The sequence below is a fragment of the Methylobacterium sp. CM6257 genome, from assembly GCF_054611515.1.
In genome coordinates this window covers 1,850,453-1,867,742 of sequence record NZ_CM137735.1, presented here as the reverse complement: position 1 = coordinate 1,867,742, position 17,290 = coordinate 1,850,453, and the positions used below count along the sequence as shown (strand labels likewise).

Below are 17,290 nucleotides of genomic sequence, written 5' to 3'. Positions count from 1 at the left end.
TTTCCGCGGCCCGAGGTAAAGCAACACCGAGCGCCGCGGTAAAATTGATTCTCGATCTTCGTCCATTGCGACCATGAATGGCGCGGACGGATGCGGCTTACAGCCCGATGCGATGGAGCCTGGAATTGGATCGCCGCGCACTGCGAGACGATCCTTGCGGTCTCGGCCCGGCCATCGAAACATGCATGGTCCGAGACCGCGTCACGGGCCGCGATGCACGACACGCTTATGGGAGCCCTGATGAATCTGCGTTCCGTCGACCTGAATCTCCTTGTGGCTCTGGACGCCCTTCTGACGGAACTGCACGTCACCAGGGCGTCCGAGAAGGTCGGCCTCAGCCAGCCGGCGATGAGCAACGCTCTCTCTCGCCTGCGGCACCTGTTCAAGGACGACCTCCTCGTCCGCACCCCGACTGGCATGCAGGCCACGCCTCGCGCACTTGAACTCGCTGAGCCGACGCGGCAGGTGCTGCGTCAGATCGAGCGTGTGTTCGACCACGACACAGAGTTCGATCCTGCCGTCGCGCAACGGACCTTCACGGTCCGCTTGTCCGACCTGCTCGGCCTAATCCTGCTGCCGTCACTGCTGGAAGGTTGGGGCGCGCGGGCGCCGGGGCTTCACCTCGACGTCGTGCACCTTTCCCCATCCAAAACCGTGGAAGGCTTGGAACGGGACGAGATCGACCTCGCCGTCAGCATGGGCCTCGGTCATTCCACGGCGATCCAGTCGGAAGTTCTAATGGAGGATCGCATGGTCTGCGCGATGCGGGAGGATCATCCTGCTGCAGGGGGACCGATGGGGTTCGACCAATTCTTGGCACACCCACACCTCAAGGTCTCGATGTCGCCCACCGACCTGCGCTTCGTCGACGACGTGCTCGCACGCGACGGCCTCAAGCGTCGCTTGGCGCTGAACGTCCCGCACTGGCTCCTCGTGCCGCACGTCCTGAACCAGTCGGACCTGCTCTCGGTTATGCCGCAGCGGCTGGCCTCCGCCCTAACTGCGGCCGGGCATAGGCTGGCGGTGCGCGACCTCCCATTCGCGTCGGAACCCTTCGCCTGGTCGCTCTACTGGCACCGCAGGCACGACAAGAACCCGGCCATCACTTGGCTGCGGGCTCGGTTCCGATCCATCGCAGCCGCCCTGGACGAGAGCTGAGCGTCGCCTGACGAACGCTGCTGTCTCGGTCTGAGTCCGGCTCAGTCCGGCTGAGCTTACGAGACTGCCTCACCCAGCTTCAGGAGTTCGGCGCAGGTCGAGGAGCGGTTGGCGTACTCCTTCCAGACAGTATCCTGCGCGAGGGTACGCCACTTGCCAAGTGCGCTATCGTCCAGCGGCACGACCTTCGCGCCGGCCTCACCAAACACCTTCTCGACCTCGACGTCGTCGGCCTGCGCGCCGTGCAGCCCGAACGGTTCCATCTCGGCCCCGACCGAGAGTATGGCTTCTTGCTGATCCTTGGGCAGGCCGTCGAAGATCGCCTTCGACATCATGATGGGTTCCAGCATGAACCAGTAGAAGCGTCCGCGACCCGAGGTGAGATGCTTGGCCAGCTCCTCAACATGGAAGGAGATCATGCTTGTCGAGGACGTGATCGTCGCATCGCAAGCGCCCGTCTGCATAGCCACGTAGACTTCGTTGGAGGGCAGGTTGAGGGTGGCGGCCCCGGCGGCCTTCATGAGAAGGTCGACCTCCCGCGAGCCACCGCGGACCTTCAGCCCTCTCGCGTCGTCCGGCAGATAGAGCGGCCGGTCGCGGCTCGCGGCATTGCCGGACTGCCAGACCCAACTCACAAAGATCAGGCCTTTGGCCGCCATCAGTTCCGTCAGCCGACGCCCAATCGGTGCGTTCTTCCAGAGTGCCGCCTGCTCATAGGAGCCGACGAGCGCCGGCATCAGGCCGATACTGGTCTCAGGCGCCTCGCCGCTGGCGTAGGCGAGTGGCCACAAACTCATGTCGAGGGCGGCCTTGCGCATGGAGCTGAACTGGGCGTTCGTCTTCATCAGAGACGAGCCGGGGTAGACTTGGACCTCAAGCGCACCCTTGGTCCGGGCATTCACCTCCGCCGCAAACCTCCGGCACATGCGGTCGCGGAAGTCGCCTTGGTCGCCGTTGGATCCGGGAAATTGGTGGGAGAGTTTCAGGACCGTCGCCGCCCTGGCGCGATTGATGCCGAACGGCAAAATGAACGGCGCGGCGAGCGCCGAGCGCAGGATCGTTCGGCGCGCAACGATGCCATCGAGCGGCATGGGCTTCCTCCAGGGTATTATACCTTTACAGATACAAGACCAGTCGGAGGCGCCCTTACAAAATCGATATTTCACATGTGACGATTGACACGCCCGATTGGCCCGCCGGGCGGATGCGCCGTCCGGCATGTTCGGACAGCCAACGGGCCATGGTATCCGTGACCTGTTCCGGGCTTTTGAGGGGGGCCATGTGTCCTGTGCCCTCGATCCCCTCGAGGGTGGCTCCGGGTATTTCTGCGCGAAGATCGTTAGCCTCGTCCAGCGTCCTAAGCCGGTCAAAGGCCCTGGCGATGACGAGCGTCGGGCAATCGATCTTCGCCGACTGGCCGCGCTCGTCATGACGTTCGAGCAGAAATTGACGAGTTCCACGATGTCCGCCGCAATCTGCACCTTTCCTGCCGCTTTCGAGCAGCGGCGGGGTACCACGCAGGTGGCGTGGATCAAGTCAGCATGGAAATTACCGAAAGATGCGGAGCGGCAATCGCAGCTGGGCAAATTCATGGGCGCTGGCGTGGCCATTTTCGCGGCCAGATCTGCGGCTCAACAGCTGGAGACCGATGTGCGCGCGGGCACGTCCGCCCGCATGGCTGCTATCCATTTCAAACTACAGCCGGAGGCACTATCTGAGCTGTCTACTGCCACACGACAGTTCGGCCAGATGCACCCGTGAAAGGAGCTGCTGACCGGGAGCATTTGTCATGCGTGAACTCAAGGACCTCCACACCAGCGGCAGCGATGATGGCACCGATGCCGTGCTGCAGGGTGTCGCCCACGGACTGAAGCGGCAGCTCGATCTGCCTAGCCCCGACACCATGCCGGAGGAGTTGGGCAGCCTCCTGCGCCGCGCCTGTGAGGCATGTGATGCTGCACCCACTGAGCCGGACGCTGAGTTGGCGTAGTCGCTTCTGCCGTCATGAGGCGTCGCTTATCCAACCCGGCAAATCGGGCGCCGATGCGGTTATCGCCTTCGTGCTTCGAACGAACAATCGACTGACGTTTGCTCGGAAATTCGGAGCTATCGAGGGCCGTCGGACGTCTTCCGACCTTCGGCCTCTCCGTGATCCGTCCCGCGCCACCAGCCGTGCACGGCGTCGTCGATATAGCCGCCCAAGCCTAACAGCAGCGCCATCAGCACGAGGTTGATCACCAGCGGAAGGTAAGCACCGAGCCCGCAGACCACGCCAAGCGCTGCCGTAACCCAGATCGCCGCTGCCGTGGTCAAGCCGTGTACCTGCTCCTCGCTCGGACCCTTCACGATCACACCGGCACCTAGGAACCCGATGCCGGTGATCAGACCCTGAAGGGCGCGGCTCGCGTTGGCGTCCATCTCGCCTGAGAAGCCAGATCCGGACAGCGTGACCAGGGCTGATCCGAGGCCGACGAGCCCGAGGGTGCGCACGCCGACAGCTTAGGTGCGCGCCTCACGGTTGATGCCGATGAGCCCGCCGACGAGCACCGCAGAAGCGAGACGTAAGCAAAGGTCAGCCGTCGTGATCATCGGCGTGCGGCAGCCAACGCAGGGCTAGGTCACCAGAGAACCCGCGGAAGCCGCCGCTTCCAGCGCTCGCCGGCACGCAGTTTTTCGGTCGGCTGAGATCGCCGTACTGAACGCGCCTGCGCCGCAGCAGGTTGAGTAGCCACGGCAGGCTTCGCGATCGGGGCAGGAGCAGCCGCAGACGTGACCTGCGGCTGGGTCGCCGACCCGGCGCGCGGCGCGCGCCCGGCACCGGTCCTTGAGGCTGGTTTCTGCACGGGCTCGGCCGGCGGCTTGGCCCGTCGGACGCGCGGCAGGCGGTCAACGGCAGGTACCTCACGCACCTCCGGCACCTCGGGCTCGAGCGGCATCGAGAATGTCGGCACCAGGCTCGGCAGTACGCGAGGAGCGGGTGCCTCGGGCTGCACGGGCTTCGAGTGAACTACGGGCGCAGGCCGCACCGGCTTCGCCTCAACAGGCTCACCACCCGGATCCAGCGGTATGCCCCGCCAGAGATCATTGCTTTTGCGGGGGCGCGCTGTGGCGTTAGTTAGCGACGCACGCGATGTACGAGTGTGTTTAACTTCGACCGTGAACGGTCGCGCACTACGGCGCTTCATGTGTGCAGGGATCCTGAAAACAACACGCTCAGCCGCGCAACTCGCGCTGACAGCGTTCGCGTATCATATGGGGGACGGCAGATCTTTGTCTAGGAACGTCGATGCGGATATCACCGGCGCTTCTCAAAAAAAGTCGCGCGCACGCAACTCTCTGATCGAAGACGCTGCGTCGCGATGGTAGATGAAGGTGCGGCCAGCTTGTTCCCAGAGACCGGGGTACTTCTCACGATCATCGACCAAGGCATCACCTGGACGGCAATGCTCGCGCTTCAGCGCCGCGCGGGTGGTGATCACCTCGACACCCGGAAAGTGCCTGTCTGCCCAGCGGCGCTTCTGCGGTTCAGCCCAGTTCCCGCGCGGCAATCCAGTAAGGATGATCGGCTGCAGATGGCGCACCGCCTCGTAGAGTTCCATGGCATCAGGAAGTAGCGGTAGTTCACCGAAGAAATTGTCAAGTGAAACCAGCTTGCTCCAGGACTGCCTGGGTCCGAAGCGCTGCTCGAACTCCTTAGGCGGCATGCCGAAGACGTGTTCGGCACTAGCATCGAAATCGGCGAGCACGCCGTCGCAATCCAAGTAGATGGTGGGCATCGGGTCACAGGCTCTTCGACACCACCCCGAGCGCCAGCACGACGTAGGCGCCAACGAAAAACCACGTCCTGAATTTCACCACAGTCGGACCGATGGTCGGGATGCGCATGTACAGGCTGACAACGGCCAGTCCAATCAGCACGAGAGATACGAGGAAGGTTAGGGTGCGTGGTGCCGAGGGGTTGAGCATAAGCTACTCTCGTGCCGCACGGTTACCGAGGCGTAAAACATCGCCACCGCCAGCCGACGGGCACTCATGCTGCCGTTGCAATCAGAGCACCTCCACGGCGGCGCGCATCATCTCGTCGTTGACGTCGATGTAGCGCTGCGTGGTTGAGAGATGACGGTGGCCGGCCAGCATCATGATGGCCTTCGATGAAATGCCCGAGTGCGCGAGGCGTGTGATGAACCAACGGCGACCACTGTGGCTTGAGCCGCCATCCAGCCCGGCCTGATCGTACCAGCTGCGCATGAGCTGACACAGCGTATTCGCGCTGAACGCCGTGCGCTTCTGGGTGATAAGCACGGGCTGCTGCGCGGTGGGCGGTGCCGGCAGTGTCGATCGGAACAGCTCGATCTCACGCCGGAGGCGCGCGTTCATGAACACCACGCGCGCGTGTCCGCCTTTGGTAACAGCCGCACTCAGCCGGAGCTGCTCGCGCGCCCTCCCCTCGCTGTCGAGGAGATCGCCCCAGCGGAGCGCTGCGATCTCCCCCACGCGTAGGCCGGCGAGGTAGCTGAGCATCAGGGCAGCTCGATTCCGCGCTCCGTGCCGCCCCTGCCCTACTACGGCCACCAGGCGCTTGAACTCAGCCTCCGTGGGTACGCGTGCCTGCTTCACTGAAACCTCATACTTTGTGCGCCTATGCCACAACGCATGATGTTTCCAGATTGAACGTAGAGTGAGCGCTGAGTTGATCTCAAAAAGATCAGCGACTTAGCTCGAAATATCATAAAAGTTAGTTTTTATGATGTTTGGTGCGGGCACACCTCACACTTGGCGTGCTCGCTCTTTGATCAGCCTGGCTGCACGGCTTCCTCGTCACACTCGCGAGGATGTCCATGCTGCCCCTGATCGACGAAGCTACCCGAGAGCTGCTCCTGGCCAACGGCCGTGAGCCGGAGCGGGATTACCGCCCCGTGCTCAAGCTGTTCAACCCAATGGGGCCGGCTACCTGGCTGATCTGCGCGATGGAGGCGGATGGCGACACCCTGTATGGCCTCTGCGACCTTGGCTTTGGTGAGCCCGAGCTCGGCTATGTCAGCCTTGAGGAACTGAAGGAGGTGAGTGCCGGGCTCGCGATCGGCCTTGAGCGCGACCCGTCGTTCAAAGCCAGCAAGTCGTTGTCCGCGTACGCGCGTGACGCGCGAGCCGCAGGTAGGATCGTGGCGTAAAACCGCCCCCGTAGGGCATGTGCGAAAGGGGCTGCCAGCGCAGCCCCTTTCCTACCTGCTCAAACTGCCTGCACCGATTTGACCAACGGCTGACAGGCGTGGCGGCGCAGCATCGATGCCGACTTAACCGTGGGTATCATGTAGCGAACCTGCTCGCCTCCGTGGGCGAACTCAACGAGCAGGGCCGCATGAACCTCGTCCGTGTTGACGAACTGCGCGCTCGCGGTGTTGCCGCTGGTCACGAGCATCTCACACAAACACTCAAGTTCCAGCCAGGGTAGGCGAACATCCTCCCCGATGCGAACCGCACCGGCTGCATGGAAGGGCTGGCACTGCAAGTTGTCCGCCAATGTGGCAAACGGGAGATGGTAGGTCGAGAACAAGTTTACCTCGAGGACATCCTGCCAAATCATCTCCTCAGCCTCATCACCCGTTAGGGCGGGATCGATATCTCCTCGCTTCACCGAGTACTTGCCGGGGACAAGGTCCAGCGCGCGCGGAAAAACAACTTTAGCAGGCATCTGAAATTCATAGGAATTTTGATCTAGTAGCCGATTGGAGACTGGAACGTGCATGATCGTGCGCTTGCCATGGCGGAGCCGGCTTTGCTGCCTCCAAAGTCCGTCGAGAATTTCCTTATGCCGCATGATCTGCTTGAGCGCTTCATTGCGCTGATGTCTGGACTGTGTGTGTACGCTATCTTTGATTTTCTTGAACCACTTTAGGAAATCGCGTGCTCTATCAGCAGTGAGCGCGAGATGCGTTCCATGGCCTGTGGGCACTGCCATGTGCCTGTGGTGCGTATCCATGTCGCTCAGCGCAGATGCGACGATACGATGACCCGCGGCGGAGCGAAACTCAAGTTCATCCACTTCAGCATTCAACGTCCAGTTGGGGCTCTGACTGAGCACCCGAGACAAGCGGTCACCCTCACGATGGGAGATCATGTATTCACGATCACCGATATCATTCCACGCAAATGGCAGCGCGATACGTGCGGTGGTGAAAGTTTGTCTACTGTCTGTGTTTTCCACGCATAGATTGCGACCGCTCTCCTTAGCAACATTGCGCACCAGAAAGAAGCGGTCGTCTCTGCCGGCCGGTCGCTTCTCTTTACCGTTCACCAGATGGTTGACTGCGCGGATGGCATCAACAACTCGCCCAATCGTATTCGTAGGCTGAGTGGCGGTGGCGGGCGAGGGGGCTGCTGGAAGCGCTATACCGGGTTGGGTGGAAACCGGCTGCGGCACAGGCTGAGATGCGGGTTGAGGCGCGGTAACCGGCAGGTGTGCCGCAGCGGCCCGCGCGGCTCTTGCGGCTTTCCTCCTCGCGGCCACGATCGCATAAACGCCGTCAGGACCATCGTGCTTTTTCACCCACTCAACGAGTTCGTGAGGTTTCTTGCCAATCCGGTCGGCTTCTTTGAGGGTATCGGCATAGTGAGTGATTGACCCGCCGCTTCTTGCATTCCTAAAGCAATATTGAATGGGAGCATAGAAACGGTTGCCTCGCTTTGTGCTATTAAAATCGATATCGTGCCGATGGCAGTAGGCTTCAATCAAGTGTTCGGAGTTCAGCAGCGGATACCAAACCTCATAGATGTCGTGCAGGGCTTGGTACACGCGAGACCAGAATGCATCCTCGTGTTTGCGAGCCTTACCCGCGTGCCGCTCGGCGGCTTTAAGGCGATCATCGATGTCATCTAGTTCATGCTCTATCTGGTCTGCCGCGGTGGTGCTGTTGGATGACACGTGTCCGACTTCCAAGAAATTTTAGAAAACTAAAATCTCGCGCCTCCTATCCGCGCTTCGTTATGCCTTTCTTAAGTCGCGTCGCCCACCTGGGCGCGCATGTTCGACAAGCTCTTCCCCCATCTCACCAACGTGGCTCGCTACCTGCCGGCGATCAGCCACGGCTATGCCAAGGTGGCGAACGACCCTAACTGGTGCTGCGAAGGTCTTCCCGGCACCATGCTGGACTACCTCCGTGCTGGTGGCATCTTCCGCTATCCCGCAACACTCGCGAGTGCAGGGCAGGTCATCCGGGAGAGCGGTTTGCTCGACAGCGCTCGCACGATCATAACCGATCGCGATCCCAATCACTCATTCGTCATGGCCGACAGCGGCGGATTTCAAATCCAGCAGGGAACGTTGGGACCGTGGCGCGGCAAAGCCACGGTGTTGCAGTCGCTGCGATGGCAGGAGCAGCACGGCGACTACGTGATGGCCCTCGATTTCCCCACGGGCGGCATCGACACGGGAAAGATGGAGCAGCATGTCCGCCGGCTCATCGACGTTGAGGGCGAGCCCATCGAGGCAATGAGTAGGGCCAATGGCCTAAGCGTGCCATTCAATGCATGCCTGCGGCAGACGGTGATCAACACCGACCTCATGCTCATGCACCGCCAGCCGGGCACCAAACTCCTCGTGGTGCTTCAAGGCACCAGCGAGCCAGAGAGCCGCGAATGGTATCAGGCGCACCAGCGCTTCATCGCAAACGCTGAGGGAGTGGCGTTCGCGGGCGAAGGCAAGACCAGTTACCGGCTCATGCTGCATCGCTTGATCGACATGCGCGACGACGGCAACCTAGCGCACATCAAGCACATTCACGTGCTGGGTACGGGAACATTCGAGAGCGGTTGCATCCTCACCACTGTACCGCCCGCGGATTGTGAGACACCGATCTGAAGCCTATGCGGCCAAGGCCGCGGGTGGAAGCTGCGCGGTGCGAATGGCGGCTGGTGGTCGGAACCCGTGCCGCTCGATCAGCCACGTCTTATTGTAGAGGTCGCGAAACGCCAGCAGCGCGCGGCGCAGGTCCTCGACCGTGTCGAAGTGCTTCACCCACAGCAGGTTCTCCTTGAGCGTGCGGATGAAGCGCTCGGCGCAGCCATTTCCTTCCGGCGCTCGCACGAAGGCGGGCGAACTTGCGATACCCAGGAACGCCAGCTCCGCCTGGAAATCGTCCGACATGTACTGGCTGCCGTGATCGTGCCGGACACTCAGGCCGGAGGCGATCTCGGCCGTAAAGCCGCCGAAGCGCTGCCGCACACCCTGGCGGATCGGCTCCAGCGCCTCAAAGCGCGTGGCCCGGCGCGCCGCATGGAGGCCCACGCATTCGGCCGAGCAGTGGTCGACGGCCACGAACACCGCGACCTGCCCCTCAGCCGTCCAGGTGGTGGTCAGATCAGTGCCCCACATCGTGTCCACCCTCTCCGGGACGATGGTGCCGTCGTGGTTGCGCGGGCCGCGCGGTGTGCCGACGCGAGAGGGGGCGAGCAGATCATGGGCGCGCATCAGGCGCAGCACGCGGCGTTTGGAGGTGCGCACGCCCTTGTGGCGCAGCCGCGCCCAGACCTTGCGGTGACCCTCGCCGTGAAAGGGGCTGTCCGTGAGGGTGGCGCGGATCTGCGTGAGTAGCGCCGCATCCGGCATCGGCCCGACCGGGCCGGGACGGCGCGACGGCTCGGGCCGGGCGGGTGAGAGGTGCCGGTGGACGGTGGCGCGCGACACGCGCCAGATCCGGCACACCCGGGCCAGTCCGTAAGCTTTGCCGCTGGCAGGCGAGACGGCCCGGCTCATAGCCGCGACCTCCTGCGGGCCAAAGGGCCGGGGCCGCGCGCCTCCAGGGCAGCGATCTTGGCCTCCAGCAACTCGCGCTCGATCAGCATCTCGCCGAGCTTGGCCTTCAGTCGCCCGCTCTCCAGCGCGTCCGCATCAAGGGACCGGGTGGAGAGACTGGCCTCGCCCGCCGTCAGGAAGGCGTCGCGCCAGCCCGACAAGGTCGCGGCCGTCACGCCTAAGCTGCGCGAGACGCTCTCCAGGTCCTCGCCGCGCAGCAGCCGCAGCACCGCATCCCGCTTGCGCTGCCGGGACATGCGCCCGCCGCGACCAGGACCGACTGCGCCTGCATCTGCCTTCGTATCCGAGCTCATCGTCCTCACCCCTGTCGCGGAGACCGTCCGCTAACGGGGTGTCTCAAGCAACCGGGAGGCGGAGGACCACCATTCAGCGATGCATCCGCGCCAGCATCAATCCCGAATTACAAATTACCTTTGATACAGCGACGCCGTTTCAAGAGGCTAATGAACGCTATCAGTTGATGGCGTGGTACACGATCGATGATGTCAAACTAGCGTGGAAGTATCTTCATCCATCTGAGGCTCCGTTGAGTGAGTACGCGGACGAGAGTGAACTCACATTCACAATCAACGGGTGGTGCCATTCGCGAGCACAAGCCGAGCGAAATCGCGTTGTTCCTCCCCAAAACTATAGGGTCAACCACGGCCGACCCACGCCTTACTCGGCCATTAGCATAATCGGTAAGACGCTGCGCTTGAACGATGTCGCCGTGGTTAGGCAGGACAGGAATGACCCCGATCCCCAAAACTTCGTACTCAAGCCCACAAGCCGCACGTCTTACCTGATGTGTGCGCATAATGTGGACGCCATCACCCGTGCCATGGAGACGGTTCTTGAGAATTGGACAAGCAACAATGCTCAGATCAGGGACAACTTTCCCGCGGAACTGATCAAGATCCGCACCAGAGTTGAAATGCTTTTCAGCAAAAATCACGCATGGACGGGCATCTTGCCCTCTCAAGCGCACGCATTTATAGACGACAACCGTAGCATACTGGATGCGCTGGTGGATTGAGTTAGGTTCTGGTTGTTATGCTAAATCAAAAAATTGTCGGTTTCCTAAGGGGCACATACAAGCCGCGATGGAATGAAATACCACTTCTAACCCTGTTGCTCATCGTCGCGTATGTGGGCTGTGGCGTGTTGGTGAACAAGTTCGCTCATCTGGTGCCCGTGTACCTCGTGCATATCCCGTTCTCTGATGATCCCGCCGCAACGTTCCCCATCATCCCCGGCACGCTGCTGGTGGGGCTCATCTTCGTGCTGCGCGACTACACCCAGCAGGTGATCGGAGACTGGGTGATAGCATGCACTCTGGCGGCCTCTGCCATCGTATGCGTGCTGATCGATGGTCGTCTCGGCTTGTTCAGCGGAGCAGCGTTCCTGGTCGCCGAAGGCATTGATCAGTTCCTGTGGCATAAGTTGGACATGAATGACATTAAGGATCGCATACTCAAGTCGTCGGCAGTAGCGACGTTGTTTGATGGCGCTATCATTTTGTACGGCCTGCACGAACTAACGGTCTCCTCCGCCTCCCGGTTGCTTGAGACACCCCGTTAGCGGACGGTCTCCGCGACAGGGGTGAGGACGATGAGCTCGGATACGAAGGCAGATGCAGGCGCAGTCGGTCCTGGTCGCGGCGGGCGCATGTCCCGGCAGCGCAAGCGGGATGCGGTGCTGCGGCTGCTGCGCGGCGAGGACCTGGAGAGCGTCTCGCGCAGCTTAGGCGTGACGGCCGCGACCTTGTCGGGCTGGCGCGACGCCTTCCTGACGGCGGGCGAGGCCAGTCTCTCCACCCGGTCCCTTGATGCGGACGCGCTGGAGAGCGGGCGACTGAAGGCCAAGCTCGGCGAGATGCTGATCGAGCGCGAGTTGCTGGAGGCCAAGATCGCTGCCCTGGAGGCGCGCGGCCCCGGCCCTTTGGCCCGCAGGAGGTCGCGGCTATGAGCCGGGCCGTCTCGCCTGCCAGCGGCAAAGCTTACGGACTGGCCCGGGTGTGCCGGATCTGGCGCGTGTCGCGCGCCACCGTCCACCGGCACCTCTCACCCGCCCGGCCCGAGCCGTCGCGCCGTCCCGGCCCGGTCGGGCCGATGCCGGATGCGGCGCTACTCACGCAGATCCGCGCCACCCTCACGGACAGCCCCTTTCACGGCGAGGGTCACCGCAAGGTCTGGGCGCGGCTGCGCCACAAGGGCGTGCGCACCTCCAAACGCCGCGTGCTGCGCCTGATGCGCGCCCATGATCTGCTCGCCCCCTCTCGCGTCGGCACACCGCGCGGCCCGCGCAACCACGACGGCACCATCGTCCCGGAGAGGGTGGACACGATGTGGGGCACTGATCTGACCACCACCTGGACGGCTGAGGGGCAGGTCGCGGTGTTCGTGGTCGTCGACCACTGCTCGGCCGAATGCGTGGGCCTCCATGCGGCGCGCCGGGCCACGCGCTTTGAGGCGCTGGAGCCGATCCGCCAGGGTGTGCGGCAGCGCTTCGGCGGCTTTACGGCCGAGATCGCCTCCGGCCTGAGTGTCCGGCACGATCACGGCAGCCAGTACATGTCGGACGATTTCCAGGCGGAGCTGGCGTTCCTGGGTATCGCAAGTTCGCCCGCCTTCGTGCGAGCGCCGGAAGGAAATGGCTGCGCCGAGCGCTTCATCCGCACGCTCAAGGAGAACCTGCTGTGGGTGAAGCACTTCGACACGGTCGAGGACCTGCGCCGCGCGCTGCTGGCGTTTCGCGACCTCTACAATAAGACGTGGCTGATCGAGCGGCACGGGTTCCGACCACCAGCCGCCATTCGCACCGCGCAGCTTCCACCCGCGGCCTTGGCCGCATAGGCTTCAGATCGGTGTCTCACAATCCGCGGGCGGTACAGGTCCCAAATTATATCTCGCACTACATCGGCAAGATGGCGAGTAATGTTGTGATCTGGCTCGTGCTTCGTCATCTTCACAACAAGAGAATGACCCAGAGGGTTCCTGCCTAATGACTTCTGCTGCATCCATCGCGAGTGTCGCGAGCAAGCGTATGATCTGGGTCACGTTCAAGGTGCGTGGCTTCCACTGCTATCCGGGTGCGCCGGAAGAGGTTGCCTATCTGCGCGAGCGCCATCGGCATCAGTTTGGCTTCCGTGTGTGGATCGAGGTATGGGGCGACAATCGCGAGATCGAGTTCCACATGACGCAGGCTTGGCTGGAAAGCCTGTACGAGCGCGGCGGCGCTTTGGAGGCTGACGGCAAAAGTTGCGAGATGCTGGCCAATGAACTCCATGCACGAATGGTTCAGGAACAGCGCTTCCAGAACCGAGACATCTGGATCGAGGTGGACGAGGACGGCGAGTGCGGTGCCTTCATGCGCTATGAGCAGGAGCCCCGGTGAAGAACATCTGGCTGCTGCCTATCGAGGCACACGAACAGCGATACACCGAGCAGTGGCGGCGGCATCTGCCTGAGCAGTTGGCTCATGGCGCAGCCGACGGGGGTGTTGATGCTCGCGTCCACGTGGTCACGGGCGAAATGCCTGACCAGCAGCCAACAGCTGGTGCGTTCCTCGATTTTGCCGGCACCAACGTTTTCAAGAGCACACAGATCGCCGAGGTCGCGCGCCGCTTCCAACGAGGCGAGGTGCAGCCCGGCGACGTGTTCCTGATAAGCGATGCCTGGCACCCTGGCGTGCATCAGATCCGCTACATGAGCGCGCTGCTGAACGTGCCCGTGCGCATCATCGGCCTGTGGCACGCCGGCCATTACGACCCAAACGACTTTCTCGGGCGCATCGACCACAAGGATGGGCCCTGGGCCGAGGCGATGGAGCGGGCTTTGTTCGAGGCCTATGATGTCAGCGTGTTCGCCACGCAGTACCACATCGACCTATTCCGGAAGGGCCTGCGGGTCAGCAAGGACGACACCCGCATCGCCCAGTGCGGCTGGCCTATGGAGTACCTGAGCGGCGTGCTCAAGCCATACGCGGCCACACCCAAGCGCAACCTCGTGCTGTTCCCTCACCGGATCGCACCGGAGAAGCAGGTCCGCATCTTCGCGGACCTTGCCGCGGAGTTCACCGCCTGGGACTTCGTCGTGTGCCAAGAGGAAGCGCTGAGCAAAGCCGAGTACCACCGGTACCTCGCTGAGGCACGTGTGGTGTTCTCCTGCTCCTTGCAGGAAACCCTCGGGATCGGCTGCTACGAGGGCGTGCTTGCCGGGGCTGTGCCTGTGGTGCCCAACCGGCTCTCCTACAAGGAGATGTACCCGAAGGAGTTTCGGTACCGCCCGGAATGGACCGCGAGCTGGGAGGATTACCAGCAGCACAAGCCCGCCTTGGTGGCTTACCTCGACAAGGTCCTCGCTCGTGCCGCGGGAGACGGGTTCGATCTGGAGCCCTGCCGCCAGCAGCTGACGCCCTTCTTCTCAGGAGAGGCGCTGTACACCCGGGTGTTCGCCTAGAGACTACGAGGCCGCCAGGTCCTCCGGGTGAGCCGCAGTAGCCTGCCGAACTGAGGCTCGGCGCGGCATAGCCGCGTACAATGCACTCGCTGCACTAGGCTGCGAGGGCGACGGTATAGACGATTGGAGCTGTATGCGTGAAGTTTCGCAGCACGAAGACGTATGGTCACGACATCGGCCTGTCCTGCTGCTTTCGGCAGTGGCGGTCAGCCTCACACTGCCGGTTCCTCCACGGCTACGCGCTCGCCGTGCACCTGGAGTTCGAAGCCGACGATCTCGACGCTCGCAGCTGGGTCATGGACTTCGGCAGCTTGAAACCGGTCAGGCGGTGGCTGGAGCAAACCTTCGACCACAAGACGCTGGTCGCTGCGGACGATCCGCTGCTGTCCGAGATGCGAGTGATGGAAGAGATCGGTCTGGTCCAGCTCGTCGTTCTCCCGCACGTGAGCTGCGAGGCATTCGCCGAGTATATCTTCGCTTGGGTTGGCAATTGGCTGGCCGAGCAGAGCCACAGCCCACGTGTCTGCCTCGCTGAGGTTCACGTCCGCGAGCACGGCGCAAACGCGGCGAAGGTGCTGGCGTAGAGGCACCCGACGCCCCACACCGCTTTCGCTGGGCGCTGTAACAGACTCTGGCATCCGGCCGGAAAGCTGACCTTCCGCAAGGCGCCCATCTCGGCCGCTCAGCCGGTCCTAGCGGCTTCTCCGAAGCGGACGTCACAGTAGGCCAGCTTATAGGGGCGACCTGTGTCATCGCAGACCTTCGGCCTGGTGCAACGGGCCGATACGCCTTCGCCCGTCCGACGGATGAAGCGCCGCGGTCACAGCCCCGGGATCAGGCTGGCGCCGCCTGAGGCTCGGTTTGGACCGCGCGGGTGCTGGCCAGGCCGTGATACAACTCGTCCTCCTGGGCGAAGTGCAGGCGCAGGATCGCGTCGAGACCGTAGAGCACGCGCCGGAATTCGTTCATCGCCGAGGGGTCCGGGCCGTCCGGCGGCAGGTCGGCCACCATGCGGCTCAACAAGATGCCCAATTCCTGCACCTCGCGATGGGTTCGGTGCATGGCTGCGATCGGATCGTCACCGCCGAGGGCCCGCTCGATCCGTGGGTAGAGCTGCGCGTCATCCTCCTGCTCATGCCGCAGCAACTGTTCCCGCACGAGGTTTTCAACTGTCCCGAGCGCCACGACCGCCTCGGCGGGCGGAAGGGTCGCCAGCTGATCTGCAACCGCACGCACGCGCGCGAGTGGTCCCGCGAGACGCTCGTGCTCCTCTCTCATACCAGCGGCGGGTTATGCTGACACGTTTGCCCATGTCCGGTTTGCGATGGCGGTGATGGTGTCTGGCGCGGCAATGAGCCAGTTCCAGGCGTCGCAGCACGCTTCGACGATGGCCTCGTAGCTGTCGTAGAGGCGATGGGCGAGTTTGTTGCGGCGTAAGTATGGCCAGATGTTTTCGACCGGATTGAGTTCAGGTGCGTATGGCGGCAGCATCAGGAGCGAGATGTTGCTGGGAACGACGAGATCAGTGCTCTTGTGCCAGCCAGCACCGTCCAGGACGAGAACGGCGTGGGCCCCCGGCGCCACGGTTCGAGCGAGTTCGGCCAAGTGCGCGTTGAAACCTTCGGTGTCGGCGCGCGGCATCACCAGGCCCGCGCCGACGCCGCGCTGCGGACAGACGGCACCGAACAGGTAGGCCGAGGCGTAGCGCGTGTCCTGCACGGCGCGCGGGCGCGTGCCTCGGCGCGCCCAGACGTAGGCCAGCGTGCCCTTCTGGCCGATCCGGGCCTCGTCCTGGAACCAGATCTCAAGCGGCTGGCCGCGGGCTTCCTCGGGGATCACCTGCGCGACCCGCGCGGCGAAGGTTTTTTAATATCCGCCTGGGCCGCCGCGTCACAGTTCGGGTGACGCGGCCGCACCGAAACGTGGCGGAAGCCGCGGGCGTGCAGCAGATCCCCGATCGTGCGCTCGGCCATGACCACGCCGAAGCGAGCCTCTACCACCCGCTTGAGATCGCGGCGGCGCCAGCGCACCACCCCGTCCGCCGCCACGTCGGGACCCGCCTCGACGATCCGGTCGAACGCCGCCCGTTGCGCCGCACTCAGCAGGCCGGGACGTGCTGGACGCGGCCGATCCATCAGCCCTGCAACGCCGTCCACATTGTAGCGGTGCACCCAGTCCCGCAGGGTTTGTCTCTGCATCCCGGCGCTCTCCGCTGCCGCCGTACGCGATTGGCCATCCAGGACGGACGCAATCGCAAGACAGCGACGGGCTTGGGCAACACTCCGGCTCGACCGCGCCGCACGCCGAAGATCCTCGGCCGTCAGATCCAGGCGTGTGATCGCAAGGGTCATCGTACCGCTCCCGCCACTCAGCAGGACGCACAGAGTCACGCCAAACCCAGTCCGTCATTCAAAAAGGAGTCACGCCCGGCCGCCGTTGGTATTAGCCAGGAACCAGTAGGCCTCACCTCAGGCAGCGCAGATCTCTGGCGTCGAAGCCCTCGCCCAGCACGTCCTTGCTAGCACCTAGTAGCGCATCGGCGACAAACGGATAATGCCGCGGCAAGATCTGCAGGCCGACATGCTTTTGCGTGATGCGCTCCACGCGCGAGGCGAGCAGGCCCAAGTTCTCGATGTTGCGGGCGTAGACAACGATTGCCGCAGCCAAGGCCTTCGACTGCGATCCGGTCTCACTGTGATGCGATTGTTTGAACAGCTCCCGGCTCTCCGGGGTGCGGAACAGCCGCTCATACATGCGGTCGGTAATGGCTCGGCCGTAGGCATCCAGGGCTGGCACAGTCCCTTTGACGAGCTCAATCGTTTCCGTCGGTCAGGGCAGTCGGCATGATGATTCCACTCCGTGCTCTTCGCGTCTCGCAGCA

Annotated in this window: 20 protein-coding genes and 1 pseudogene; 11 read left to right on the top strand and 10 right to left on the bottom strand. The window is 63.1% G+C overall.

Annotation, left to right across the window (positions count from 1 at the left end; all coding sequences use genetic code 11):
• The first annotated feature begins 240 nt into the window (after positions 1-240).
• Positions 241-1,158: a LysR family transcriptional regulator gene (locus ACYCO6_RS09200; protein WP_459771284.1), complete on the top strand. Its 918-nt coding sequence runs from the start codon at positions 241-243 to the stop codon at positions 1,156-1,158.
• Positions 1,159-1,214: 56 nt separating this feature from the next.
• Here ACYCO6_RS09200 and dctP read toward each other — a convergent pair whose 3' ends face one another.
• Positions 1,215-2,249, bottom strand: a complete 1,035-nt coding sequence (dctP, locus tag ACYCO6_RS09195) for a TRAP transporter substrate-binding protein DctP (protein ID WP_459771282.1) — start codon at positions 2,247-2,249, stop codon at positions 1,215-1,217.
• Between the two features lie 127 nt (positions 2,250-2,376).
• Between dctP and ACYCO6_RS09190 the strand changes: the two genes are divergently transcribed.
• Both ACYCO6_RS09190 and ACYCO6_RS09185 read left to right on the top strand, forming a co-directional pair.
• Positions 2,377-2,919, top strand: coding sequence for a hypothetical protein (locus tag ACYCO6_RS09190; protein ID WP_459771280.1), 543 nt, complete (start codon positions 2,377-2,379; stop codon positions 2,917-2,919).
• Between the two features lie 28 nt (positions 2,920-2,947).
• Positions 2,948-3,148, top strand: a complete 201-nt coding sequence (locus ACYCO6_RS09185) for a hypothetical protein (RefSeq protein WP_459771278.1) — start codon at positions 2,948-2,950, stop codon at positions 3,146-3,148.
• 116 nt (positions 3,149-3,264) lie between these two features.
• Here the strand turns inward: ACYCO6_RS09185 and ACYCO6_RS09180 are convergent, their stop codons facing one another.
• From ACYCO6_RS09180 to ACYCO6_RS09165, 4 genes are all read right to left on the bottom strand, one after another.
• Positions 3,265-3,648, bottom strand: coding sequence for an MgtC/SapB family protein (locus ACYCO6_RS09180; RefSeq protein WP_459771276.1), 384 nt, complete (start codon positions 3,646-3,648; stop codon positions 3,265-3,267).
• An 818-nt stretch (positions 3,649-4,466) separates the two neighbouring features.
• Positions 4,467-4,934 (bottom strand): hypothetical protein, encoded by a 468-nt coding sequence (locus ACYCO6_RS09175; RefSeq protein ID WP_459771274.1) that lies wholly within the window; start codon positions 4,932-4,934, stop codon positions 4,467-4,469.
• Between the two features lie 4 nt (positions 4,935-4,938).
• Positions 4,939-5,124 carry a hypothetical protein gene (locus tag ACYCO6_RS09170; RefSeq protein WP_459771272.1) on the bottom strand — a complete coding sequence of 62 codons (186 nt, stop codon included), beginning with the start codon at positions 5,122-5,124 and terminating at the stop codon, positions 4,939-4,941.
• An 81-nt stretch (positions 5,125-5,205) separates the two neighbouring features.
• Positions 5,206-5,775: a tyrosine-type recombinase/integrase gene (locus tag ACYCO6_RS09165; protein ID WP_459771270.1), complete on the bottom strand. Its 570-nt coding sequence runs from the start codon at positions 5,773-5,775 to the stop codon at positions 5,206-5,208.
• A gap of 221 nt (positions 5,776-5,996) precedes the next feature.
• Between ACYCO6_RS09165 and ACYCO6_RS09160 the strand changes: the two genes are divergently transcribed.
• Positions 5,997-6,329, top strand: a complete 333-nt coding sequence (locus tag ACYCO6_RS09160; protein ID WP_459771268.1) for a DUF2958 domain-containing protein — start codon at positions 5,997-5,999, stop codon at positions 6,327-6,329.
• A 59-nt stretch (positions 6,330-6,388) separates the two neighbouring features.
• Here the strand turns inward: ACYCO6_RS09160 and ACYCO6_RS09155 are convergent, their stop codons facing one another.
• Positions 6,389-8,080, bottom strand: coding sequence for a hypothetical protein (locus ACYCO6_RS09155; protein ID WP_459771266.1), 1,692 nt, complete (start codon positions 8,078-8,080; stop codon positions 6,389-6,391).
• Positions 8,081-8,179: 99 nt separating this feature from the next.
• Between ACYCO6_RS09155 and ACYCO6_RS09150 the strand changes: the two genes are divergently transcribed.
• Positions 8,180-9,016, top strand: a complete 837-nt coding sequence (locus ACYCO6_RS09150) for a hypothetical protein (RefSeq protein WP_459771264.1) — start codon at positions 8,180-8,182, stop codon at positions 9,014-9,016.
• A 3-nt stretch (positions 9,017-9,019) separates the two neighbouring features.
• Here the strand turns inward: ACYCO6_RS09150 and ACYCO6_RS09145 are convergent.
• A protein-coding gene (locus ACYCO6_RS09145) for an IS3 family transposase (RefSeq protein WP_459761871.1) occupies positions 9,020-10,263 on the bottom strand; the annotation gives its coding sequence in 2 pieces (ribosomal slippage) (positions 9,020-9,939 and positions 9,939-10,263; 1,245 coding nt in all).
• A 38-nt stretch (positions 10,264-10,301) separates the two neighbouring features.
• Between ACYCO6_RS09145 and ACYCO6_RS09140 the strand changes: the two genes are divergently transcribed.
• The 6 genes from ACYCO6_RS09140 to ACYCO6_RS09115 all read left to right on the top strand — a co-directional run bounded on the left by ACYCO6_RS09140 (position 10,302) and on the right by ACYCO6_RS09115 (position 14,993).
• Positions 10,302-10,985, top strand: coding sequence for a hypothetical protein (locus tag ACYCO6_RS09140; RefSeq protein ID WP_459771262.1), 684 nt, complete (start codon positions 10,302-10,304; stop codon positions 10,983-10,985).
• Positions 10,986-11,116: 131 nt separating this feature from the next.
• Positions 11,117-11,530 carry a hypothetical protein gene (locus ACYCO6_RS09135; RefSeq protein ID WP_459771260.1) on the top strand — a complete coding sequence of 138 codons (414 nt, stop codon included), beginning with the start codon at positions 11,117-11,119 and terminating at the stop codon, positions 11,528-11,530.
• 30 nt (positions 11,531-11,560) lie between these two features.
• Positions 11,561-12,804, top strand: a protein-coding gene (locus tag ACYCO6_RS09130; RefSeq protein WP_459771258.1) for an IS3 family transposase whose coding sequence is annotated in 2 segments (ribosomal slippage) — positions 11,561-11,885 and positions 11,885-12,804 — 1,245 coding nt in all. Because the reading frame shifts where the segments join, the coding sequence is not laid out codon by codon here.
• 190 nt (positions 12,805-12,994) lie between these two features.
• Entirely contained in the window at positions 12,995-13,345 is a 351-nt protein-coding gene (locus ACYCO6_RS09125; RefSeq protein WP_459771256.1) for a hypothetical protein, read from the top strand.
• Positions 13,342-14,409 carry a glycosyltransferase family protein gene (locus tag ACYCO6_RS09120; RefSeq protein ID WP_459771254.1) on the top strand — a complete coding sequence of 356 codons (1,068 nt, stop codon included), beginning with the start codon at positions 13,342-13,344 and terminating at the stop codon, positions 14,407-14,409. Before ACYCO6_RS09125 ends, ACYCO6_RS09120 begins: the two co-directional genes overlap by 4 nt.
• A gap of 137 nt (positions 14,410-14,546) precedes the next feature.
• A complete protein-coding gene (locus ACYCO6_RS09115; protein ID WP_459771252.1) occupies positions 14,547-14,993 on the top strand; it encodes a 6-pyruvoyl trahydropterin synthase family protein in 447 nt (148 codons plus the stop codon).
• Between the two features lie 250 nt (positions 14,994-15,243).
• Here the strand turns inward: ACYCO6_RS09115 and ACYCO6_RS09110 are convergent, their stop codons facing one another.
• From ACYCO6_RS09110 to ACYCO6_RS09100, 3 genes and pseudogenes are all read right to left on the bottom strand, one after another.
• Positions 15,244-15,687 carry a hemerythrin domain-containing protein gene (locus ACYCO6_RS09110; protein WP_459771250.1) on the bottom strand — a complete coding sequence of 148 codons (444 nt, stop codon included), beginning with the start codon at positions 15,685-15,687 and terminating at the stop codon, positions 15,244-15,246.
• Between the two features lie 12 nt (positions 15,688-15,699).
• Positions 15,700-16,760, bottom strand: a protein-coding gene (locus ACYCO6_RS09105) for an IS630 family transposase (protein ID WP_459771248.1) whose coding sequence is annotated in 2 segments (ribosomal slippage) — positions 15,700-16,259 and positions 16,259-16,760 — 1,062 coding nt in all. Because the reading frame shifts where the segments join, the coding sequence is not laid out codon by codon here.
• A 120-nt stretch (positions 16,761-16,880) separates the two neighbouring features.
• A pseudogene (locus ACYCO6_RS09100) lies at positions 16,881-17,254 on the bottom strand (globin domain-containing protein); the annotation flags it as partial.
• Positions 17,255-17,290 lie beyond the last annotated feature (36 nt).

Excerpts from the sequence above, each read along its gene's own strand:
- ACYCO6_RS09160 (WP_459771268.1), top strand. The coding sequence starts at position 5,997 with ATGCTGCCCCTGATCGACGAAGCTACCCGAGAGCTGCTCCTGGCCAAC.
- ACYCO6_RS09110 (WP_459771250.1), bottom strand. The coding sequence starts at position 15,687 with ATGAGAGAGGAGCACGAGCGTCTCGCGGGACCACTCGCGCGCGTGCGT.
- ACYCO6_RS09170 (WP_459771272.1), bottom strand. The coding sequence starts at position 5,124 with ATGCTCAACCCCTCGGCACCACGCACCCTAACCTTCCTCGTATCTCTC.
- ACYCO6_RS09185 (WP_459771278.1), top strand. The coding sequence starts at position 2,948 with ATGCGTGAACTCAAGGACCTCCACACCAGCGGCAGCGATGATGGCACC.
- ACYCO6_RS09150 (WP_459771264.1), top strand. The coding sequence starts at position 8,180 with ATGTTCGACAAGCTCTTCCCCCATCTCACCAACGTGGCTCGCTACCTG.
- dctP (WP_459771282.1), bottom strand. The coding sequence starts at position 2,249 with ATGCCGCTCGATGGCATCGTTGCGCGCCGAACGATCCTGCGCTCGGCG.
- ACYCO6_RS09125 (WP_459771256.1), top strand. The coding sequence starts at position 12,995 with ATGATCTGGGTCACGTTCAAGGTGCGTGGCTTCCACTGCTATCCGGGT.
- ACYCO6_RS09175 (WP_459771274.1), bottom strand. The coding sequence starts at position 4,934 with ATGCCCACCATCTACTTGGATTGCGACGGCGTGCTCGCCGATTTCGAT.
- ACYCO6_RS09200 (WP_459771284.1), top strand. The coding sequence starts at position 241 with ATGAATCTGCGTTCCGTCGACCTGAATCTCCTTGTGGCTCTGGACGCC.
- ACYCO6_RS09190 (WP_459771280.1), top strand. The coding sequence starts at position 2,377 with ATGTTCGGACAGCCAACGGGCCATGGTATCCGTGACCTGTTCCGGGCT.